Source organism: Rhodococcus sp. AD45-ID, assembly GCF_003023755.1.
Classification (GTDB): Bacteria; Actinomycetota; Actinomycetes; order Mycobacteriales; family Mycobacteriaceae; genus Rhodococcus_F; species Rhodococcus_F globerula.
Map to the genome: position 1 here is coordinate 1,608,038 of NZ_PYHL01000001.1, position 21,019 is coordinate 1,629,056.

General features: G+C 60.3%; 19 protein-coding genes. 12 read left to right on the top strand and 7 right to left on the bottom strand.

Features of this window, described 5'->3' with window-relative positions; all coding sequences use genetic code 11:
• The first annotated feature begins 13 nt into the window (after nt 1-13).
• Nucleotides 14-421 carry a nuclear transport factor 2 family protein gene (locus C7T36_RS07270; RefSeq protein ID WP_258190589.1) on the top strand — a complete coding sequence of 136 codons (408 nt, stop codon included), beginning with the start codon at nt 14-16 and terminating at the stop codon, nt 419-421.
• 74 nt (nt 422-495) lie between these two features.
• On the opposite strand, the gene C7T36_RS07275 is transcribed toward C7T36_RS07270, so the two are convergent.
• On the bottom strand, nt 496-1,494 hold the full coding sequence (locus tag C7T36_RS07275) for a hypothetical protein (RefSeq protein ID WP_095886943.1): 999 nt from the start codon (nt 1,492-1,494) through the stop codon (nt 496-498).
• Between the two features lie 211 nt (nt 1,495-1,705).
• Between C7T36_RS07275 and C7T36_RS07280 the strand changes: the two genes are divergently transcribed.
• The 3 genes from C7T36_RS07280 to C7T36_RS07290 all read left to right on the top strand — a co-directional run bounded on the left by C7T36_RS07280 (nt 1,706) and on the right by C7T36_RS07290 (nt 6,715).
• Nucleotides 1,706-4,147 (top strand): beta-glucosidase, encoded by a 2,442-nt coding sequence (locus C7T36_RS07280; protein ID WP_239654610.1) that lies wholly within the window; start codon nt 1,706-1,708, stop codon nt 4,145-4,147.
• 143 nt (nt 4,148-4,290) lie between these two features.
• Entirely contained in the window at nt 4,291-4,902 is a 612-nt protein-coding gene (locus C7T36_RS07285) for a TetR/AcrR family transcriptional regulator (protein WP_045064394.1), read from the top strand.
• Nucleotides 4,903-5,050: 148 nt separating this feature from the next.
• A complete protein-coding gene (locus tag C7T36_RS07290; RefSeq protein WP_239654611.1) occupies nt 5,051-6,715 on the top strand; it encodes a hypothetical protein in 1,665 nt (554 codons plus the stop codon).
• Between the two features lie 24 nt (nt 6,716-6,739).
• Here the strand turns inward: C7T36_RS07290 and C7T36_RS30765 are convergent, their stop codons facing one another.
• Nucleotides 6,740-7,108, bottom strand: a complete 369-nt coding sequence (locus C7T36_RS30765) for a helix-turn-helix domain-containing protein (protein ID WP_045066646.1) — start codon at nt 7,106-7,108, stop codon at nt 6,740-6,742.
• Nucleotides 7,109-7,220: 112 nt separating this feature from the next.
• Between C7T36_RS30765 and C7T36_RS07300 the strand changes: the two genes are divergently transcribed.
• Nucleotides 7,221-7,847 carry an NAD(P)-dependent oxidoreductase gene (locus C7T36_RS07300; RefSeq protein WP_045064396.1) on the top strand — a complete coding sequence of 209 codons (627 nt, stop codon included), beginning with the start codon at nt 7,221-7,223 and terminating at the stop codon, nt 7,845-7,847.
• A 417-nt stretch (nt 7,848-8,264) separates the two neighbouring features.
• Here the strand turns inward: C7T36_RS07300 and C7T36_RS07305 are convergent, their stop codons facing one another.
• On the bottom strand, nt 8,265-9,041 hold the full coding sequence (locus C7T36_RS07305) for a pentapeptide repeat-containing protein (protein WP_045064397.1): 777 nt from the start codon (nt 9,039-9,041) through the stop codon (nt 8,265-8,267).
• A 374-nt stretch (nt 9,042-9,415) separates the two neighbouring features.
• Here C7T36_RS07305 and C7T36_RS07315 point away from each other — a divergent pair, with 374 nt between their 5' ends.
• The 5 genes from C7T36_RS07315 (at nt 9,416) to C7T36_RS07330 (ending at nt 14,124) form a co-directional block, all read left to right on the top strand.
• Nucleotides 9,416-10,888 carry an MFS transporter gene (locus C7T36_RS07315; protein WP_045064401.1) on the top strand — a complete coding sequence of 491 codons (1,473 nt, stop codon included), beginning with the start codon at nt 9,416-9,418 and terminating at the stop codon, nt 10,886-10,888.
• A 134-nt stretch (nt 10,889-11,022) separates the two neighbouring features.
• Nucleotides 11,023-11,655: a TetR/AcrR family transcriptional regulator gene (locus C7T36_RS07320; protein WP_052683330.1), complete on the top strand. Its 633-nt coding sequence runs from the start codon at nt 11,023-11,025 to the stop codon at nt 11,653-11,655.
• 343 nt (nt 11,656-11,998) lie between these two features.
• The gene (locus C7T36_RS07325; RefSeq protein ID WP_045064402.1) at nt 11,999-12,475 is read left to right on the top strand and encodes an HtaA domain-containing protein; all 477 of its coding nucleotides are present in this window, start codon (nt 11,999-12,001) and stop codon (nt 12,473-12,475) included.
• Nucleotides 12,472-12,633, top strand: a complete 162-nt coding sequence (locus C7T36_RS30065) for a hypothetical protein (RefSeq protein ID WP_155276675.1) — start codon at nt 12,472-12,474, stop codon at nt 12,631-12,633. The genes C7T36_RS07325 and C7T36_RS30065 overlap by 4 nt, the downstream gene beginning before the upstream one ends.
• A 651-nt stretch (nt 12,634-13,284) precedes the next feature.
• Nucleotides 13,285-14,124 carry a MaoC/PaaZ C-terminal domain-containing protein gene (locus tag C7T36_RS07330; RefSeq protein WP_045064404.1) on the top strand — a complete coding sequence of 280 codons (840 nt, stop codon included), beginning with the start codon at nt 13,285-13,287 and terminating at the stop codon, nt 14,122-14,124.
• A gap of 202 nt (nt 14,125-14,326) precedes the next feature.
• Here the strand turns inward: C7T36_RS07330 and C7T36_RS07335 are convergent, their stop codons facing one another.
• Nucleotides 14,327-14,530, bottom strand: coding sequence for a hypothetical protein (locus C7T36_RS07335; RefSeq protein WP_045064406.1), 204 nt, complete (start codon nt 14,528-14,530; stop codon nt 14,327-14,329).
• Nucleotides 14,531-14,569: 39 nt separating this feature from the next.
• Between C7T36_RS07335 and C7T36_RS07340 the strand changes: the two genes are divergently transcribed.
• Nucleotides 14,570-15,859 carry an MFS transporter gene (locus C7T36_RS07340; protein WP_045064407.1) on the top strand — a complete coding sequence of 430 codons (1,290 nt, stop codon included), beginning with the start codon at nt 14,570-14,572 and terminating at the stop codon, nt 15,857-15,859.
• Nucleotides 15,860-16,150: 291 nt separating this feature from the next.
• Here the strand turns inward: C7T36_RS07340 and C7T36_RS07345 are convergent, their stop codons facing one another.
• The 3 genes from C7T36_RS07345 to C7T36_RS07355 form a co-directional block, all read right to left on the bottom strand.
• A complete protein-coding gene (locus C7T36_RS07345) occupies nt 16,151-17,779 on the bottom strand; it encodes an MFS transporter (protein ID WP_045064409.1) in 1,629 nt (542 codons plus the stop codon).
• Between the two features lie 91 nt (nt 17,780-17,870).
• Nucleotides 17,871-18,860 carry a linear amide C-N hydrolase gene (locus C7T36_RS07350; RefSeq protein ID WP_033231596.1) on the bottom strand — a complete coding sequence of 330 codons (990 nt, stop codon included), beginning with the start codon at nt 18,858-18,860 and terminating at the stop codon, nt 17,871-17,873.
• A gap of 125 nt (nt 18,861-18,985) precedes the next feature.
• Nucleotides 18,986-19,153 (bottom strand): DUF1049 domain-containing protein, encoded by a 168-nt coding sequence (locus C7T36_RS07355; protein WP_230589995.1) that lies wholly within the window; start codon nt 19,151-19,153, stop codon nt 18,986-18,988.
• 874 nt (nt 19,154-20,027) lie between these two features.
• Here C7T36_RS07355 and C7T36_RS07360 point away from each other — a divergent pair.
• Nucleotides 20,028-21,017, top strand: a complete 990-nt coding sequence (locus C7T36_RS07360) for a linear amide C-N hydrolase (RefSeq protein ID WP_045064411.1) — start codon at nt 20,028-20,030, stop codon at nt 21,015-21,017.
• Nucleotides 21,018-21,019 lie beyond the last annotated feature (2 nt).

Here is a 21,019-nt window from a genome sequence, read left to right on the forward strand (position 1 = left end):
GCGCCGAGGAGCGATGATGGGCAAGGACGTCACAACAGGCACGGGTGATGACGTGCAGGCAGACATACTCGCGATCCACGAGCAGTGGTCCACGGCGATCGTCTCGAACGATGCCGAACGAATCGGCAGATTCATGGCGGACGACTGGGTGATCGTGTCCGATTCGGGCATCACGTCCAAAGAACAATTCCTGTCTATCATCCAGTCTGGCGAGCTCACCCACTCGACGTTCGACCGGGTCAACGACGCCAGAGTCCGCACCTACGGTGACACCGCGGTTCTGACAGCGCGGTTGACGAACACGGCGCACTACCGCGGCCGACAATTCGACGCCGACGAGTGGACTACCGATGTCTTCGTTCGACGGAATGGCCGCTGGCTATGCGTGTTGAGCCATATCACCGCAGCTGCCACTCCCTGACTCTCGATCCTGCAGGTTAACGGCGAATTCGTCCAGCTGGGTAGGCCAACTCGGGGGTGCCCGAGAAGGTCCTGTCAGCTGATGATGTTGCTAGCTTGGTTACTCCACGCCGGCAGACTGAACAGCTCACCGGCCCCGGAGATGAAGGCACTGTGCGCATGCGCGTCTCCGCGCAAATTGTCCATGTTCCACGCAGTGAGAACACCAAGGAACCCCTGCACTCCGTCGACGCAGCCCGGATCGTTTGCCGGGCAACCGGGTTGACCTTGAATGTCGTTGTGGTTAGGACCGTTCAGAGTCGCGCGCACCTTCGGCACAGAGTCCGGGGTGGCACCGAAATAGCCCTCCGCGGACTGCGCTCCGATCAAGTCCCACGGCAACGGCTGGATCGACTGCGAAATGGGGCTGTTGGAGCCGTTCACGTACAGCACAGAACCTGTGGTCAGCGCCCGCGGATCCGTGCAGACGTTCATCGCCGCATCAGCCTTGGGCAGGCCACACATGTACTGGCCCGGAAGCTCTATGGGGACAGCGGTTTTCAGTTCGCCGCCGGAGCTGATCGCCGCGTTGAGGGCACCGACCGCCCCCTGAGAGTGCCCCATCGCACCGACATTGCCGGTATCCAAACTCTGATAGAAAATGCTCGACGGATCGCTGTCCTCATGTCGGAGGAAATCCACTGCCTCCAGCATTTCCTGACCCGTGCCCGTATTGGTGTTGTCGGCCGCGATCACCACGAACCCCCACGATGCCAGGTGCGAGAGCAGATAGTCGTATTGGAAGGGGTGTGCCCACGTCCCGTTGCCCCAAGTGATGATCGGGTGCCGATCTCCGTTCGCACCCAGGTCAGTGGGATACCAGACGTCGAACTTGTTACCAGAGGAGTCGCAGCAACCGAAACCTTGCTGACTGGTCACCTCCCACGGACCTCGCTCGGAGTACGTGCCATCGACGGTTCTGCCGTTTGCGACAGGCTCTCTGGTTCCACCCGCCTGCGCTGTGGCGCCTGATCCCAGCAGAACCAGAGTTGCAGCGGCGAGGAGCACGACACTTTTGCTCATCAGACTTTTCATGTGATGCACCCTAACGACGAGACCTAATCCAACTAAGGCTTTGTAATCTAATCGTTACGACTTCGAGTTCGCTTGCCGGAGAAGCACCTTCGGCATGGCCAAGCCAATATATAACGTTTTAGTAACAACACCTATCATTTATTAAGTTTGATGGCACGATGAGTTTCCATCGGACGGGCAACCAACCCACACCATGTCGAAGGAGTGCACATTGCGGGACGAAGCAACTTACGAGGCCGTCGAATCAGCACTCGCCAAGCTCGACCTGGATGCGAAAGCACGACTCCTCCAGGGCCAGGACATGTGGACCCTTCCTGCCCTCCCGCAAATCGGGCTCGGGTCGCTGGTGATGTCCGACGGACCGGTAGGTGTGCGAGGCGTCTTCTGGGGACCGGACGATCCGTCAATTCTGCTGCCGTCGCCCACCGCAATGGCCGCGACCTGGGATCCTGACCTGATCGCGCGTGCGGGAGTTCTGCTCGCGCAGGAAGCCAGGCGCAAGGGCGTGCACCTGTTGCTCGCTCCGACCGTGAACATGCACCGCACCCCGGTTGGCGGCCGACACTTCGAGGCCTACTCCGAGGACCCTTTGCTCACCGGCGCAATCGGTTCCGGCTACGTCCGCGGGGTGCAGTCCGGTGGCGTCGGCGCCACCGTCAAGCATTTTGTAGCCAATGACGCCGAGACGGACCGCATGTCCGTCGACAACATTGTGTCCCCGAATGCGCTGCGCGAGATCTACCTTGCGCCCTTCGAGGACATCGTGAAGAACTCCCGACCCTGGGCAATCATGTCCGCGTACAACAGCGTCAACGGCACCACCATGAGCGAGCACAACGAACTTCTGAACGGAGTATTGCGGGGCGAGTGGGGATTTGACGGCTGCGTAGTCTCGGATTGGATGGGAACGCGCTCGACCCTTGGCGCGATTCTGGGTGGCCTCGACATCGCGATGCCCGGCCCCCGCTCCGTCTACGGAGAGCTACTGGCCGAGGCAGTCAGGAATGACGAGGTCGACGAGTCGGTAGTCGACGACGCAGTGCGCCGAGTCCTACTGCTCGCGGCGCGCGCGGGCCTCCTCGAGGACGCCAATCCTGCGGTGACCGAACTCCCCGCGCCGGTCGACGGCCGCGCTCTGGCCCACGAGATCGCCAGCCGTTCCTTCGTACTGACCCGCAATGCTCCCATCGGCGGTGAGACGATCCTGCCGATCGACCCGAGCACTACCACCGTCGCACTGATCGGACTGGCCGCCCGCGACGCCCGCGTCCTCGGTGGCGGCTCCGCAATGGTCTTTCCCGAGTCCGTCGTGTCCCCACTCGACGGACTGACGGCAGCACTGCCCGAGGGCTCGCTCAGCTACAGCATCGGCACAACGTTGACCGACCAGATGGGTACCGCCGAAAGAGGATTCGATCTACGCGCCCGGTGCTACGACGCTGCGGGAACGCTGCTTCGAGAACTCGACCTGCCCAACGGAATGATCACATGGATGGGAATCCTCCCGGAAGGCCTCGACTTCCAAGCGCTGCACACAATCGAGCTTCTCGGCACTTTCACACCCAGTGAGAGTGGTTCACATCGCTTCGGCACCAAGGGACTCGGCATGTTCACCCTGACAGTCGGCGGTGAAACTCTGTTCGACGGTGACCAACTCCTGGAAAGCTTCGATCCGTTCGAGCTGTTCTTCGGTGCCCCGAAGGACCGCGGCTCCGTCGAACTGACTGCCGGAGAACCTGTCGAAGTGGTCCTGAAGCACACTCCGATGAAAATGGAGGGTTCGCCGATCGACATCCTCAGTTTCAGTCTGGGACACCAGGAGCCGCAACGAGACCCGGAAGAGCTGATGGCCGAGGCGGTCGATGCCGCGAAGGCGGCGGACGTCGCCGTCGTTGTCGTCGCGACAACTGACCAGGTCGAGTCCGAGGGCTTCGACCGCAGCACACTGAAATTGCCGGGGCGTCAAGACGAATTGGTCTCCCGCGTAGCTGCCGCTAACCCGCGAACTGTCGTTGTCGTGAACTCGGGTTCGCCGGTGGAGATGCCCTGGCGGAACGATGTCTCGGCGGTATTGTTGAGCTGGTTCCCCGGCCAGGAAGCCGGCGCCGCACTGGCCGATGTTCTGGTCGGACTGACTGAGCCGGGTGGCCGGCTACCGACCACCTGGCCCGCAACACTTGCAGATTGCCCGGTCACGGATGTTACACCCGTCGATGGCAAGCTCACGTACACCGAGGGCCTGTTCATCGGCTACCGCGCCTGGGACCGAACAGATGTCGCACCCGCGTTCGCGTTCGGACACGGTCTCGGCTACACCACGTGGGAATACGAGAGCGTCGAATGGCAAGGCGACACCGTCACGGTTCGCATCCACAACACTGGATCTAGGCAGGGACGCGAGGTTGTGCAGGTGTATCTCGCTGCCGCCGACATCGACCCGTCCAGACCCGCCCGTGCGCTTGCCGGCTTCGCGAGCGTGGTGGCAGAGGCCGGCGAAACCGCAACGGCAACAATCACTCTGCCGCGTCGTGCGTTCGAGGTCTGGGACGAGCAGAGCCGTAGTTGGTGCTACCGACCCGGTTCGTATGATCTCCACGTCGGTGCCTCGTCGGCCGACTGCCCTCTCACCCTGCGCATCGAGACTCGAAATTGAAGTCCTTGAACACCGTTCGCGTCATCGCGGGGGCCGTCACCTTGGCAATGCTCTGGCGCCGCCCCAGAGCCAGGACGCGGGACTGATGGCCGTCATCCTCACCCAGGCGCGATGAGAAACGCTTCCGTCGATAGGCTCACTGCATGACTGAGCGACAACGGGGTGGCCGGGCGGTCAAGGCCGAGGCCCGGCGCGAGGCCATTCTCGACGCGACAATGGCCGAGATCGCGGAGCGCGGATACCGCGGCACCACTCTCGCTGCCGTCGCCGAGCGCGTCGGCCTGACGCAACCCGGACTGCTGCACCACTTTCCCAGCAAGGAGCACCTCCTGATCGGAGTGCTCGACGCTCGCGACCGATGGGACGCCGCAGCCCTTCTCGCGAACTCGACGGATGTGCGCCTGTCGCACCTCGAACAAATCGTGGAATTCAATGCCGACCGGCCCGGAGTCGTCCAGACCTTCACCGCACTCGCCGCCGAAAGCGCGACCGGGCAGCACCCAGCGCGTGAGTTCTTCACCGAGCGCTATGCGTCCGTGCGAGGGGGCATGGCCGAATTGCTGCGCGCGGAGCTCGGGGACCGATTGGCCGGCGGGCTCACACCCGAGCAAGCTGCACCACTACTCATAGCTGTCATCGACGGCATACAGATCCAGTGGCTCTTGGCGCCGGACGAGGTGGACATGCCTGCCGCATTCCGGAACTTCCTCGCGCTACTGACCGCGATGACGCCTTCCGAGCACCCGACCGCCTGACTGGACGGGCTCCTGGTCACTGTGGAGCAGCGACGCATCCGCTACCTACGTCCAAGGCCACAATCAGCACGCTGCGCCGCATTCGACACGGATGGACCGTCCTCACTAGCAACGCGGTGGACATGTCGATGCATGCGAGAATCGGACAATGATCGACACCAGCCGTAGAGTGTTGCACCCGCGCCCAATGCGACTTCTGTGTGTCGGCGTCCTCTTCGCCGCAGGCTTGCTGTGGCCCACTCCCCTCGCCGCGGCCGCACCCGCCGAGGCCGGACCAGCGAGCTGCGTACCGTTCGGGACCGCCCAGCTGCCGCCGGGCGCTCCATCGGGCGGAGGGCGCATCGGGCTGGCCGAATTGCCGACGTTCACCGGCTCGACCGCCCCGGAATCTATCGAGGTTCGCACGCCGACAACGCAATTCAACCGATTCTGGGACTTCGCGCTTGTCGGCCACGACCTGCTCACTCGGCCACGGGAAGCCGACGCGTCTACCACCGAACCCTGGCGATTCGTACCGATGCCCGAGTGCCTGCGCGGCCGACTGGTCGGGATATCGCTGGACGACGACGAACTCGTCGCGGTCGACGACAACGGCTGGATCTACACGATGGACAACGCGTCCCAGCACCCGCTCGCTTGGAACTGGACCTCCGCGTGGGGCGCACCCCTGTGGAGCGCCCCCGGCCGCCAACTACCAGGAGACCGGCCGAACGGATGGGCGCTGAGCGTGTCGTCGCCGTGGGACAACCAAACCTTCACCGACATCGCCGGACGAATCCACTTCGTCGGATTTGGCAAGATGACAATGCTCCCCGCGCTGACCGGGGACGGCAGCCGCATCACGTACGCGGACCCGTGGCTCCCCAACGACGACAGCTACGAGATCGGCGGGCCGCTCGGCGGGCGGTTCCAGGCCGACTCGTTGTCGGCGGCCGGATCCACCACCTTCGTGATGAACAAGTACGGCGACATGTACACCCGCACATTCGATTTCGACTCGTCGGGATCGGACTCGATCTTCTTCCGCTACAGCTGGGACGACCAGTCGGATAAACCGTCCGCGCCCAACCTCGTCGTCGAAACACTCGACCGCAGCACCGCCGCAATCCAACTGCCGGCTCCGGACTGGGTGCACCAACCCAAGATTCCCGGCGAGATCACATCCGCGATCAGTGTGCACTCCCTCGGCCCCGGCCCGAATCGGCGCGAGTTGCGCGTAGAGGGCCGTAACGGCACCGAATCCGGCTTCTGGCACAAGGATCTCGTAGGCGGCCTGTGGGAGTTCACACCAACGGGCGCGGACCTCCTCGGCTCGCCGATCGAGAACACGCCGACAGACCGCTCGACAGATACCCTGGCCCCCGCGGCCCCTCGGGACCTGTCCACAACGCTGCCCGCGCGCAACGGCGCCATCGACGGTCAGACACTGATCGACATCGGTTTTCCGTACACCGTGGTGGACCCGCGCATGCTCGACGCGATCGGCCAGCACGCACAGCCTTCTGGCTACCGGTTGGACGTGGACCACTTCGACCCCGTCGCCACCACCCGGACCGCGACAGTCACCGCACCGGACGGCACCTGCATTCCGGTCATCCTGCACACCGCCGACGGACTCCGAATGACACCCCGCGGGCCCGGCCTCGATGCCAACCCACGCCACCTCGTCGGGGCAATCGAAATCCCGGCGGACGCGTACGCGACCCGGGAATCGAACCCTGCACTGGACGCGTTCGTCCGAGACTGGATGCGCGGCAACCACATTGCAGCGATCACTCTCAGCGCCACCGACCATGACCTAGTGATTCGCTGACACGAAACCCCGCCACGCGACCCGTCAAGCGAGCCCAGCTTCGTGCTGCCGCCGCGACTCGATCACCGCCGGAAGGTGTTTTTGAGACCACTCACAAGCAGCCTGCAGTGGTTGCGTGAGTGTGTATCCGAGAGTGGTCAAAGCGTAGGTAACGTGGCGCGGAGATTCCGAATGCACTGTCCGACTGACGAACCCGTCACGCTCCATAGTTCGCAGAGTTTCGGTGAGGACTTTCGGCGCAACGTGCCGCATCGGGACTTGTATCTCGGAGAACCGCCGGGCCCCACCGAGGAGGCAGAAGATGATCTGAGCATCCCATTTACCGCCTACCTGCACCGGAGGACGAACCGTCCCGCACGAGGCGAATAGTTCTGAATCCAGAGGTCCAGTCATGGAATCCACACTACGGATGTCGAGTCGCTTACGTTGCGGTAACCGAGGGGGCGCGTTCTACCGTGAACGCGTCCCCGTCGCCATCTCGGTGACGCAGTGAACGGAGGAAAGCATGAGCCGGATTGTGTTGTTCGGAGCTGGCGGCCGCGCGGGTCGTCGAATCTTGGCACAGGCCCGCGCCCGGGGCCACGACGTACTAGCCGTGATGCGCCACCCACATGCGCACCCCGACATCGACGGCGTCACGGGCGACGTCACCGATGTCGCTGACGTACGCCGACTCACGGCAGGGTCCGATGCGGTGATCAATGCCGGCGCTAGCATGGATGTACCACCGGACCAGTTCTTTTCCGCATCCACGCATGCATTGATCGGAGGACTGCAGACCAGGCGTCTACTCGTGATCGGGATCGGAACAACCCTCGAACCGACCCCGGGAATACGACTGGTGGATACCCTTGACTTCCCCGACGAAGCGAAGCCGTTCACCGTCGGTCATGCCCTCGAACTCGAACTCCTCCAGCAGAGCCCGAGCGAACTCGACTGGGTGGTAATCACTCCCCCTCCTGTGGTCATCGCAGAGCACGCCGAAACCGGCCCACTACTAGTCAGCGCCGGCCCGGAACTCTTGCATTCATCCGATCCGACATTCACCTATACCGACCTCGCTGTCGCGACGGTTGACGAGATCGACAATCCGACGCACCACCGAACACAGATCGCCGTGGTCAGAAACTGAATCCCCATTGGGAACCCGTGGATCGATCAACGAGTCGAACTCCACCTGGACGAAGGCTACGCCCACATCGAGATGCCGATCCAGAGGCTCGAAGCTGTCGAACAGCGACACGTCGTCCTTCACGACGAACAATCCGTTTGCGATTTTCGGCGGTGCCGGCCTCTGTAAAAGATCCAATTGTTCGTCGACTTCCGATTTCTTGGCCGAATCGACCGAGGTGAACTCGAAACAGTTGAGGCGCAGCGAATCGAGGGCATCAACGACGCTGTACGACTGGTAGCCCCTGACGCGTCGACGTACAACGACATTCGAGAGCAGATAGCGGAGTGCAGAGCCTCGAGTGTCTCCGCGTTCACCACGCGCCTGACCGTCGCCGCCGGACGGGCAGGCGGACGAAGCAGCCGAGGTCAACGTCAGCTAGCTCTTCACTCGAGTTTCGGACTTGACGGCCGGCCCATCCTCATCCTCATCCTCATCCTCCGCGACAATGGCTCGGGCGTAGCGGGCGGCATACCGCTCCAGTGCGACGCTTGCCTCGTCTTCACCTTTCCATTGGTCAGGCACAGCTGTGCCGTCGCTCGTCGTTCGCGAGACCTGTGCCATGCCGAAATCGATGATGGTACGGGTGAACGAGCACCGCACGAAGCTCGTCGACGCGGAGAACCGCACGGCACCGAAGGTGCAATCGACGAACGAGGTGTCGGAGAACTGCGCACCTGCGAGGTCCGAGTCGTCGAACGTGCACCGATCGAACACGGTATTGGGCACGGAACGTAGCTTGTGGGCTTTCGCTCCAGTGAAATCGCAATCGACAACCTTCGGCCCGAGCGCCAGACGAGAGAGGGTGGCGCCGCGGAAACTGCATCGTTCGAATCTGCGGTTCAAGCGTGGTTGGCCGGTCAATGCGGCGAAATCGAAGCGGCAGTCGAATAATTCGGCTTCGAACGCCGTGAGCGCACCGCGCACGAAACTCAGATCGATACGTTCCAGCGTGACGAATCTGATGTCCAATCCATAGCGACCCACCGTCAGACCACACAAATCCAGCAGCTCATTCTCGGTCGCGGGCCACGGGGAGGTGAGCGTGTGAGGCGGCTTGGTGATTCGCGACTGATCAAGCAGCTGCGCCCGTAGATTCTCGACGTCCTCTACTGACCATCGGCGGCGCAGAGCGCTGATCTCCGACCTCTTCACAGCCCCGATCGTATCGCTTACATCGGCAGAAACTGGCGGTGGCTGCCGAAGACCCGATTGGAAATGCGATTGCAGTCAGCTGCGCAGAACTCCACCGGTTCGGATTCGAGATCAACGGTCCGCAGCCCCGCCTTCGAAGCGGCAGGCAACTTGACAATGTAGGACGTGGACGTTGGGCCGCAACCGGTTTCGTCCGACGGCGGCAATCCTCCAGCAAAGAAATGTGACCCTTGACACAGTTATTCGTCACTCCATACAGTTCAGCGGACGATAGTCGTCTCTTATTCGGTCGACCCGTAAACCTTGACGAGAAGGACACGAGAACCCATGCCTGACAACTCAACTCACGATGAATTTTCCAACGAGGCGTGCCAGTGACCGATCAGAAAACGCAATCGGGGCTTTCGGCTTCCACCGTGCACCGCGGAGCATTCGCAGTCATCGGATTCCTCGCTGCATCCGAACTCACCAGCGGACTCATTCAGACGTGGTACATACCGCTTCTAGGACAAATTGGGCAGAAGTTCACTGCCAACCCAGCACAACTCAACTGGGTGCAGGCTTCCTATCTATTATCAACTGTCGTCTGTGTACCTCTGCTGGCCAAACTAGGCGACAAATACGGTCATCGGCGAATGGTGCTGATTGTGCTTGGCACCGTGACTGTCGGAACGGTCATGACAGCATTAGCACCCTCGTTCGGGATCTTCTTGTTGGGCAGAATCATCCAAGGAACGCTGGGCGCGCTTCTCCCTCTCGAGTTGGCAATTCTCCGGGAACGAGCCGGCGCTGGTGCAGGTCGCGCAATCGGAATATTAGTTGGGTGTCTTGGTGCCGGAGGAGCGATAGGCACCCTATTGGCCGGGATACTCGGAACCAACGCCAATCTGACTCTCGTCCTCCTTCTGCCTGCCGTACTTGCACTAGCAAGCCTAGTTCTCATTGCATATTTCGTGCCCGAAACTTCCAGTCGTACAACAGGGTCCATTGACTGGATCGGTGCTGCCCTCCTTGGCGTCGGCCTCGCGGTCTTCCTCGTCGGAATAAGCAATGGAAACAAGCTGGGATGGACGTCTACAACAACCCTGATGACAATTGGCGGCGGCGCAGTGTTGCTTGTCGCCTTTGTTGCGACTGAGAAGAAAATCAGCACCCCGTTGGTCGATTTATCTCTGCTGACGAAGGGAGGAGTCGGATTCTTGTTGGGATTGACAAGTATATTCGGTGTGCAGTTCTACGGTTCCGCTGCTGTTGCTGCACTGTATTACTCGGCCAAGCCCGACATCGTCGGATACGGATTCGGCCTCGACTCGATGGGCATCGCGCTTGCTATCAGTCCGGCCCCCCTTGCCCTCATGATTTCGTCGTCGTTCGCCGACAGTTTCTCGCGACGAGTCGGAACTCGAACGGCACTACAGTTATCTTCCCTGCTGATTGCAGTTTGGTTTTGCGGGTTAATCGCATTCCGACACAATCTGCCCGCTTTCATCTCAATGGGCATCATTGGTGGCCTCGGAACTGGAATATTCGTCGCGCTTCTTCCCGCCCTTGTCATTTCTCGTGCACGTCCGGAAGACTCCGCGATCGCGGGCGCTCTGTACAACACGTCTCGAACGATGGCTGGGGCAATCGCTGGCGCTGCGTTCGCCGCGATCATGTCCGGCATGCTGATGAGTGGGTCGAAAATACCTAGCGAGAGCGCATTCATAACAATTTGGGCCGTCTGCATCGGTGTTTGCGTTCTAATTTTTGCGCTCGTCCCATTCCTTAACAAGCTGGGTGGAAAGGCCTACCAACCCGAGTCGCCGGAGCAAGTGATCGATCATCCGGTCCGAGAATCATCGTGAGACTGCGTACGAGATCTTTCGAACACCAGTTTTGAGCAAGTGCGCGGGCCGTACGTCGCTACTGCATCGGGCTTGACCAGAACTGACGAGATGCCCTGAAGAAAGTGCCGGATGGCGCGTGGCATGATGGGCCAATGTCACGCGCCATCCAGCAACCATCCGGCCGCGGGCGCCCGATCGATCCAGACATAGAAGCACGTCTTCTGTCCACTACGCTGGAATTGTACGGAGATCTGGGGTGGGCAAGACTGAATCTCGATCTCATTGCGCGACACGCCAAGGTTGGAAAAGCGGCCCTCTACCGGCGATGGCAAACGAAAGAACAGATAATGTCAGCCGCGTTGCGATCCCACCAAGGTCCCCAGGTCGACTTCGATACCGGAACGTTTCGTGGCGACCTTCTTACTCTTGGCCGAGCGACGGCAGATTGGCTACTAGGCGATTATGGCTTAGTGCGAATGCGAGCCATGATTGATGCAAAGATTTATCCCGAACTATTCGAGGGCGAAATAGCCGATTTGCGCAGTGAAACTATTGCTAACGGTCGTGGAATTATCTTTCGCGCAATCGAACGCGGTGAAATCATAGAGGGTACGTCGCCAGCCCTGGTACTCGATGCTGTCACAGGAACAATCGAGCACCATTATTTGATGACCCCGATGTCGAAACTCAAAGAGTTCGAATCCGGGGTCGAGAAATACATCGAATCAGTCGTCGACCTCGTTCTCGCGGGCCTCAACTGCCACAGTAATTCTGCCGACAAGTAATCACGAGTATCACCTGTCGACCAACCGGGAATCAAGCGCTCAACTTCTGTTCTCGCGGTGCACCGGCAGGCTGAGCCATTGAACGACCGACTAGCCTGTTTAGGCGAAAGTTGTTGACGTACATATACATCGAGCGTCTATAATCGACGGACCTGGCCGACGATGGTCGACAGCGACGGGTCCGATCCTTGGTTGCGTTCAATCCGATCGCGACTTCCTGATGCGCGTAGGTAGAGAAACGAGATCACTATGGAAATGCCAGAGATCGGTACCTCCACGTCACTGAGATGGTCAGTGAAAGAGTCATTGCTGCAATACGTTCGAGCACTTGGCGAGATTTCATATGATTCTGCCATCGTCGAACAGGGCAACGAACTGGCCTCTCGTCACCGATCATCATGAGCCCGACGGGACTCGGATTGCCCAGTACCGTGGCCGGATCCATCTCCGGGCACACGACGGACTTCTGGATATCGTCATCGCCGATCCCCAGGTTCGTTTGACCGGGGTGCAGGGGCAATTGAGCGTAGCGGCATCCAATGAACGATCTGAACGCGTCGTTGTTGCAACCCTCGATGTCACAGACAACTCAGCATCAGGTGTGCGCGCCGAAGTACGGGTGACCACCGCCGGCTCTATGCTATTCGGATCCAATTGTCCTTCAGGAAAAAAGCTTTCGCCGTTGACCATCGGGTTGGCCCACAGGGACAGACACCGAGCGCTCTTTCCTGCATGCCGCCGTTCCCTCGTCAACCTCGACAAAAGTCACACCAAAGCGACGCTGGACGATTTTCTTGGTGACGTTCCAATTTCGTTGTGAGTACCGACCGGCTCGATCAACCGTCGGGCAGCGACGCGGAGCCGGTCCTCGACACAGGCGCCGCTGAGCCGGCTTTGCCACTTCTCGAATGTGAACACCTTCGTAGCAGCCGACTGGCGCGAGTTCCCCTGCCACTACGAGGACGCGTTCGAGCCTAGGACGCCTACACATGACGACGCAGCAGATGGCGCGGCTGAACAGGTCTGCAACAGCACGATATTCGACACCATCCGCAGTCCTCCTTCGCATTCCCTGTTTCACTGCTCCACTGCGCGTCATCGGACCCGCAGCGAGGACAGATTGCGCGGGCAGAACAAGCACTCGGTACCCACGGCCCAGAACCGAATGCGTAGCCCCTCTTCGCGTCGGGTGTTGTTTGTGGAACTAGGCCGGACGGGGTGCTCCTTTCTGACTACACAAACCAACCGTCTCGGCACACGAAAGGCCTCGAACGTGGCTCACATCGAGTGAGTCCTGTCCGCTAAACCTGGATCATCGTCCAACAATCGGAACGTGTTACGCTTAGCTAGCGTGGACCTCGCTCCACGTATTGTCAAGTCCCCCTCACTACTTCACCGGCCAGTGCGATCGAATCGCAATCTTTCGATCAGGCGAAGAAATGAAGCTCCTGTTGAAAATATTCACTCGATATGCTCAGGTATAAAGAGAACAGGATCCGATTAGGCAAACGGGTCTTCCCTGAACCTGTGGAGTGCTGCGCCCTACTGTCGGCGCCGCAGGACACCCCAGGCAGCACGCCAGGTCGCGGACCGATACCGCTGACCTCTCGAGATAAGACGAGGTACTAGATGTTCGACGAGTCGTGGGTGGGTCGGCGAAGTGAGACGATCACACGCAGTTGGTCGTCCAAGGATGCGTTGCTGTATGCACTTGCAGTGGGTGCCGGGCAGGGCCACCCGTTGGAAGAACTAGAGTTCACCACCGAAAACAGCGAGGCAAAGCCGCAGAAGGTGTTGCCGACATTCGCGAATGTCGCCCTCTCCGGTGGCCTCATTCCGTTGCCAGACGGTGTGGACCTGTCGAAAATGCTCCACGCCGAGCAGGGATTCATCATCGACGACGCACTCCCCGTCGAGGGTGAGGTAACCACGTCCAGTGCCATCGCGGGCGTCTACGACAAGGGTTCCGGAACACTCGTCGAGGTCGAATCCGAAGCCCGCGACGATACGGGACGTCTGCTGAGCGTCGTTCGATCCGCTATGTTCTTCCGTGGATCCGGAGGGTGGGGTGGCAGCCGGGGACCGGCCTCGGAATGGGAGAAACCCGCTGGCAAACCCGATCATCAGGTCACCTACCGCACTCGCACGGACCAGGCACTTTTATACCGACTGACTGGTGACCGAAATCCTCTGCACACGGACCCTTCGTTCGCGTCCCGCGGCGGATTTCCACGACCAATCCTGCACGGTATGTGCGCGTACGGGTTCACCGGCCGTGCGCTGTTACATGCTGCTGCCAACTCGGAGCCGAAGCGATTCCGCGCGATGGAGGGTCGTTTCACGAAACCCATTCTCCCCGGCGAGAGCCTCACTGTCTCGATGTGGATCGACGGCACGGTCGTGCGATTCCAGACAACAGATGCAGCAGGTACACCCGTCATCGACCAGGGCACCGCCACCATCGTGTGACCGTAAGACACACATCATTTCCGAAACAATCAGGCGGACAACAACATCATGGGATCTCCCGCGAGCAGCGAAGCGATCTGCACGGGATCAGGGCGAAGTATCGGAGCAGCAGCTGTCAGCACGCTCTCTCCGACTTGGGAACTGAGACCAGAACCGCGGATACTGACCAAACTTTCCACTAGATAGCGAAGCTCGCTGTCACTCAGTCCGGCAACGCTATCTGTTTGTTGCGCTCACCACGGTTGACCACACCCGCGTCGGCCATCTCATATTTCCCTGCCTTACCAGCCATGTTGCCAGGAGTACCAATGAAGATATTGTCACGTTCGCGTCCGTTCGGCAGGGAGATACATTTCGGCGTCAGGTCGACGATTTCCGTTGCGGGAGAAAATAATCGCGTGGTCATCGGCAGTCGAGCAGTAGCCCAGCCGAAAGCGCTCTACCGATGACGCGCACCGTAAGTGATCCTGCGACAGAAGTCACCGAGAACGCTCGTGTGCCGTCAACCGTGTGGGTCCTCTCGTTTATCGCTGTCGCGTCCGGTCTCGGCTACGGAATGCTAGGGCCGGCACTGCCGGCACTGGCTGACCTTTACTCCGTCGGAGCAGCGAGCGTAAGTCTTGCCGTCAGTGGACTCGCGGCGGGCCGACTGATCGCAAACGTCTCCCTGACGGGCTTGTTGAAAAAATTCCGTCTGCGGAACGTCCTCGTACTCGGACTCGCCATTCAAGCTGTATGCAGTGTCGTCGCCGGCTTATCGCCGACCTTTGAACTCTTTGTTGCATTTCGGTCGATAAGCGGCATAGGCAGCGCCGGTTTCACCGTCGCAGGTACCGGATTGTTGCTCATCGTCACGACTTCGGCGCAACGCGCCCGCTCGATGAGCGTTTATTTCACAGCCACATCGTTGGGAATGATCTCAGGACCGGCGATTGGCGGGTTGATGGCAACGATCGACCCGCGCCTGCCGCTGATCATCTACGGCGTGCTTCTCGGCGTGGGGTCGCTGGTTGCTTTGGTCGCGCTGCGCAGCGTGCGAGGACTCCGCACGAGTGACGGCATTAGTGCCGAAGATGTTGTGCCCGTCTCGACCTGGAATCTCCTCCGACAACTATTTCGCAGCCGCACGTTCGTAGCGGTAGTGCTGCTTCAGTTTGCGACGGGATGGGTGTTGTACGGCGTGCGCACCGTGGTCATGCCGGTCCGGCTTGATGACCTCGGGTTCGGTATTGGGGTAATAGGCATGTTGTTGACAGTCGCGGCCGTCGCCCAAATTGCCGCAAGCAGCTTGGGCGCTGTAACCGGACGGCTGAGTTTTCGAACGGTCACTGTCACAGCTCTCGTTGTAACGCTGGTCGTGACCGCTCTATTTGGTGAGCTCGAGGAAATACAGCTGATCGTTGCTGCCTTCGTCGGACTCGGGCTGGCTCACGGACTGACTTCCACCACGGCACCATCGCTCCTCGGAGAGGTGGATGGTGGCGACAGCGGTCTAGCGTTGGCCGCCTTTTGGATCGCGTTCGACGTTGGCGCGATTCTGGGACCGTACACAACAGGTGCTCTCCTGGATGCGGCCGGCGCCCCCGTAGCGTTCCTGTCGAGCGCCGGTGTCCTGGCTGCCGCCCTCGTTGCCTGCCTGTGCATACCTCGAAAACCGAGAATACCCTCCCCAAGCGAGCTGTTTTCTCAGGTCAAGACAGAAGATCCTCCCAAGACAGCTCACAGCAGCGACTGAGCAGCTCCCACAAACAATTTGAAATTGGTCCGAGAGTCGCACTCACGCCGCCAGGAGACCGTCGTACTCATCCCTGACAAACGTCGGAGCTGCGGTCGACGGTCTCATGGTTGTCGAAGCGAACCTCGCTGAAGTGCGCTGTCTCAGTGAATAGCTCGACTCGGCGCGGCCTGACGATTGTATTCACTGGTCTTCGACCAATTTCGTTGCGGAGCTGTTCTTCTGGTTCGTCGCGGGCATCGCTTCGACAACGCTTGCTCTCGAAATCTCTCGACCGCAGAGTCGCGATCGTCACCCTTCCCGCCGGGATGGCAGGTGCCTGAACGTCACGATCGGGAGTAACGCCGCCAACCCGAGCACGCAGAGGCTCGCACGCAGCGCAACCAACCTGGATTCGACATTGATCTCCACCGCCCGGTCGAGCTGCGCCGAGGTCAACTCCATTCCCGCGAGGCGGCTTCGGAGGTCGTCGTTCTCGACGAAGCTAACCGAACTGGTGGTCACTTCAATTCTGCTGTCCGACAGTAGATCCGATCCGTCGGCGACACGGACCGAGGCGGACTGCGCAAGCACGGACATCAGCACGGCCCCCGCGACGGCGGTACCCGTGCACAGGCCGAGAAAGTTCGCCATTCCCCGAGCGCTGCCGATCTCTCCGGAGAGAGACGGTGGGCTGGTCTCCATGAGCAATGCACTGCCCGCACTCAGTCCCACTCCGATACCGAGGCCCAAGGCGACCTCACTGATCAAAGTCCACGCACCTGACCATTGGTTGGAGATGGTCATTGCCAGCAGTATCACCGACGCGGCAGCCAGCACGTGGGCTGCTGTCAACAGCCAACGGCACGCTATCATTCGCATCAGAACTGGTGTGGCAGCAGCGGAGGCGAGTGCGGCAAGGGAGATCGGTATCAGCATCAGTGCCGTCCCCAGCGGACTCTTGCCAAGCACCATCTGCGTATAGAGCGGCAGCAGGTAGCTCACTCCGGCCATCAACAGGTTCACCGCGACCAGCCCACTCAGGCACGCACGGTTGAGCCCAGAGCCGAACACCTGAGGGGCGAGCAGGGGTGTCCTGTCAGCGTCGAGCAACTCGTGTTGGCGCGCGACAAACGTGTGGAGCACCAGGCCGCCGATCACTACCAACGCGAGCACGGGAGAGAGGCCGAGCACACTCAAGGGAGCACCCTCGGCGGCGAGGACAAGCCCCCACGATCCGATCTGATTGATGGCGGCGACCAACATCAGCACGCCCACGGCCGAAAGCGCGATACTCGTCTTGTCGATGGTCCCTCGGAACGTAGTCCGGGGTAGCCGTAGACGGGACGCGACGACGCTCGTTCCTGCAATTACGACGAGCAGCAGCACGAAGGGTGCTCGCCAACCCCAGGCCTGCACGAGGAATCCACCGACCAGCAAAGCGAGCGCAGCACCGATTCCGGTTGTACCCGCCAGCACCGACACCGCAACGGTGCGCTGCGTGCCGGAATATGTCTGACCGAGAATCGCCAGCGCGTTGGGCACAAGAAGAGCACCACCGAGTCCGGCGATCGCCTCACCTGCGATAAGAACCGAGACATTCTGTGCCAGAACGCAAGACAGCATTCCCGCGGCGTAGACACTCAAGCCGAGCAGCTGAGTGTTTCTAGCACCCAGCACCCCGCTGATCTTGCCGCCGGTGATCGTGAAGGCTGCGACGAACACGCCGTACGCGACGATGGCCAACTGCACGTTTGAGATCGTGGTGTCCAGCCCGTCGACGATCCCACTGATCGCCATTGGCAACACCGTAGCGTTGAATACCGAGACCAAACCGGTGCAGCACACGAGCACGAGCGGCAACCAACTCGCCCTGAGTTGAGCGTCGACCGCACGCTCGGTTGCCACAGGAACGGAAGGCAGCTGATCCGCAGTATCCATATGTACACCCCTCAGGGATCGATGATGTCGCGGCGATGGCATAACCGACGGTGAGCTGACCACCCACGCAGGGAGAGCCGGCTGCTGTCGATCAGGCCGGCAGAGTCAGAAATTGCATAGGCGGCGTTTCCTCGAAGCGGCGAGAGACGTTACCGGCGAGTCCGCCTTCGAGGGACGTGTCGCCCATCAGGTCGAGCTTGCCTGCCTGCGCGCCCACACTGAAGTCCAGCTTGTCGAAGTCCACCCACAAGACATTGGGTCGCGTAGTCGAGTCGAAGACGTACCGCTTGTTGGTCAAATCGGAGACGGTCTGCCAAATCGTCTGCGAGGCATAGGGTTTGTCGGGATCAGGGATCCTGAAGGGTTGCGCAGCATTGCGGATGACGCTGAACATTCCCGCCACCGCCTCGACCTCGCTCTTCGGCTCAGGCAGCCGGCCCACGTAATATGCTGCGCGAGCGAACCGGTCGGACGCAAGCGTGGTCCCCGGTAGCGGCTTGGTGCCACCGAACCCGTCGACCTCTTTGAGAAGTTCGATTTGCTTGTCGAAGGACGGGGAATTGGTCATCACACGGTAGTCACGGTCGTGCCAGACGGTCGCCTTGCCGTCGAGGTACTCGATGATCGCCGAATCGCCGGTCGCGTCGTCCAACGCAAGGTGAACGGCGGGCACCTCGCCAGTCGCCGGATCGCCCAGCGGTACAACCTGGACGTCGGAATCGACGATCCAGGCGGCGGCATCCGCAACAGTGGCAAAGTTGTCCAGGAAGTACTGCAGCCAGATCGCCATGCTCAGACTTGGCTTCGATGTGTCACGACTACCGTAATCCGATTCCGCGAGCCACAAGATATGGCCCGCCAGTCCAGCCTCGTTCATGCCGTCCACCGACATCATGTCGAATGCGCCAGCCACGACGCTGCCGTATTCGGCTGTCCAACTGAGGGAACCGCCGACGCCATCGTTGCGTTCAACCCCCTGGGGAAGCAACCACAGATTTGTCCCGGTGTCGCGGTGATAGTCCATGTTGCGGCCGACGAGAACAGACCCCGCGGCATCAGGCCAAATTACTCTGGTACACATCGTTTCACCTTCTGTAGATTTCGAGAGAACCAGTGTTTGCCGATATTCTTCTGCTACGCACCTGAACTATGAAGACCTTTCCGCGACAGCCGATCCCGGCCACCGACAGCTATTCGTTTGCGAATTCAGTTGGTTGGCTTTTTACGGCGGGTGAGAAGGCCGGCGATCCAGCCGAGTAGGAGGATCACGACGAGGGTGAGCCAGAGCGGTGACTGCACGGATACCCAGAACAGTTTGATCGTGGTTTCGCTCCGGTTCTGGAAGATGAAGATCAGGGTCAGAACCACCAACACCGCAGCGAGGATGTTACGTGGGTGAGTAACGATGGGGCGGAGTCGATCTGGGCGCCTGAACTCATGGGAGCTACCTTTCGTCGCCGCAGTCGGTGAGTAATCGGTCTGCGAGGATGCGTGCTTTCCGAGCGGGAAACTTCGCGTGCGTGAGACTGCCCGCGGTTACGGTTCGCCGACCATTGAGGAATTGATCCAGACATCCGTGTCTACGAGGACGGCTGGTCGGCACAGTCACAAAAACTTGCCCGAGAAATCCGAGCCGGACTCGGCGGGCGCTACGACAAAGATTGGAACAATCGAAATCTAACACGTGAGACGCAGCGCGATGGTCGATTAGGGCGAATTCTTAGACTAACCACCCTCCTTGTCACTGCCTTTGTCCGGCCGGCCGATCGACCACTTGCTACATGCGGCAGGTGCCGTTCGCCTGACACATCATGCGTGTACATCACGCACTAAATCGCGAAATTCACCCACGATTTCACCCCTAGCCAATGTGCCGTATGCCCATGCAAACACGTGACTCGTGATACAAAACAAAGGAGAGTTGCCTGCACACATCTTCTTTCAGACCCTTTGTCAGACGGCAATTCTTGGAACGCGTTGATCCGCGACATACGTCGAAAACGGCAGCGAGGCGCCTGTACACGGAGGTGAAAAGCAGATACCTCATGAAGACCGGCGGGGTAATTCGCGCTGCTGGTCATTGGACTCGATTGTTCACAGCGACTACGGACTATCCACCGATAACGCAGATGAATCGTGCGCTCGCCTGCCGAGTTGCGGACCTCGTGCGCCATAATCGGAGGGCATTCCAATAACCATTGCCTGAGCAGTTGATTCGTCCCACATCTGATCCAGGAAAGGTGAAAGTATGTGCACTCGCGTCATCTGGAATGAACCCGGCGGAGCGGTTCTCGTCGGTCGAAACATGGACTACCACCGGGATACCGCCACGAACCTGTGGGTTATGCCTCGGGGGATCAAACGAGACGACGGCGTCGGCGGCCAACTGTCCTGGGTAGCCCGATACGGCAGCGTCGTGGCAGGCGCGTACGACATGATGACCGTCGACGGGATGAACGAAGTCGGCCTCGCCGGGCATATCCTCTGGCTCTCCGAATCAACGTACGGCGAGCACGACAAAAGCAAACCCGCCTTGAGCATGGCGGTCTGGATGCAGTACTTCCTCGACAACTTCGCAACCGTCGACGAAGCAGTGGCCTGGATCGAGGACACCAGTGTCCAAGTCGTCCCACTGGGAGACCCGAGCACCGGTGAAGTACCCGCGGTGCACCTCGCGTTGGACGATGGGAACGGCGACTCCGTAGTCATCGAGTACATCGACGGAAAGCCCAACGTGTGGCACAGCCGTGACTACCGCGTGATGACTAACTCCCCCACCTACGACAAGCAGATCGAACTATTGAAGCAGGTCCAAGGGTTCGGTGGAGACAGGCCACTTCCCGGAACCACAGTGGCCTCCGATAGGTTCGCGCGCGCAGCGTATTACGTCGGACGCCTTCCCGAACCCAAGACCCAACTCGAGGCAATCGCCGGCATGTTCAGCGTCATCCGTAACACCGCGCAACCGTTCCGCATCCCTGATCCCGACAAGCCGAACGCGTCGCAGACGATTTGGCAGACCGTCTCCGACCTCACCAACAAGCGATACGTCTTCGAGTCGACAACTCGACCCAATGTCGTCTGGGTCGAATTGAGTGAATTGAACTTCGAGGAGGGCTCTCCCGCCGGCAAGCTCGACCTGATCGGGGACACCGCTCTCGAAGGTGGGCTGGCCGGAAATGTCACCGGCCGCTTCGATGAGACCGCACCTTTGAAGTTCCTCGCCCTTCCGTCCTGATC

What these genes read in the sequence shown, in the direction of transcription:
- C7T36_RS07270 (WP_258190589.1), top strand. Translation starts at nt 14, where the DNA reads ATGATGGGCAAGGACGTCACAACAGGCACGGGTGATGACGTGCAGGCA.
- C7T36_RS07275 (WP_095886943.1), bottom strand. Translation starts at nt 1,494, where the DNA reads ATGAAAAGTCTGATGAGCAAAAGTGTCGTGCTCCTCGCCGCTGCAACT.
- C7T36_RS07285 (WP_045064394.1), top strand. Translation starts at nt 4,291, where the DNA reads ATGACTGAGCGACAACGGGGTGGCCGGGCGGTCAAGGCCGAGGCCCGG.
- C7T36_RS07290 (WP_239654611.1), top strand. Translation starts at nt 5,051, where the DNA reads ATGATCGACACCAGCCGTAGAGTGTTGCACCCGCGCCCAATGCGACTT.
- C7T36_RS30765 (WP_045066646.1), bottom strand. Translation starts at nt 7,108, where the DNA reads ATGACTGGACCTCTGGATTCAGAACTATTCGCCTCGTGCGGGACGGTT.
- C7T36_RS07300 (WP_045064396.1), top strand. Translation starts at nt 7,221, where the DNA reads ATGAGCCGGATTGTGTTGTTCGGAGCTGGCGGCCGCGCGGGTCGTCGA.
- C7T36_RS07320 (WP_052683330.1), top strand. Translation starts at nt 11,023, where the DNA reads ATGTCACGCGCCATCCAGCAACCATCCGGCCGCGGGCGCCCGATCGAT.
- C7T36_RS07325 (WP_045064402.1), top strand. Translation starts at nt 11,999, where the DNA reads ATGATTCTGCCATCGTCGAACAGGGCAACGAACTGGCCTCTCGTCACC.
- C7T36_RS07330 (WP_045064404.1), top strand. Translation starts at nt 13,285, where the DNA reads ATGTTCGACGAGTCGTGGGTGGGTCGGCGAAGTGAGACGATCACACGC.
- C7T36_RS07335 (WP_045064406.1), bottom strand. Translation starts at nt 14,530, where the DNA reads ATGACCACGCGATTATTTTCTCCCGCAACGGAAATCGTCGACCTGACG.
- C7T36_RS07340 (WP_045064407.1), top strand. Translation starts at nt 14,570, where the DNA reads ATGACGCGCACCGTAAGTGATCCTGCGACAGAAGTCACCGAGAACGCT.
- C7T36_RS07345 (WP_045064409.1), bottom strand. Translation starts at nt 17,779, where the DNA reads ATGGATACTGCGGATCAGCTGCCTTCCGTTCCTGTGGCAACCGAGCGT.
- C7T36_RS07350 (WP_033231596.1), bottom strand. Translation starts at nt 18,860, where the DNA reads ATGTGTACCAGAGTAATTTGGCCTGATGCCGCGGGGTCTGTTCTCGTC.
- C7T36_RS07360 (WP_045064411.1), top strand. Translation starts at nt 20,028, where the DNA reads ATGTGCACTCGCGTCATCTGGAATGAACCCGGCGGAGCGGTTCTCGTC.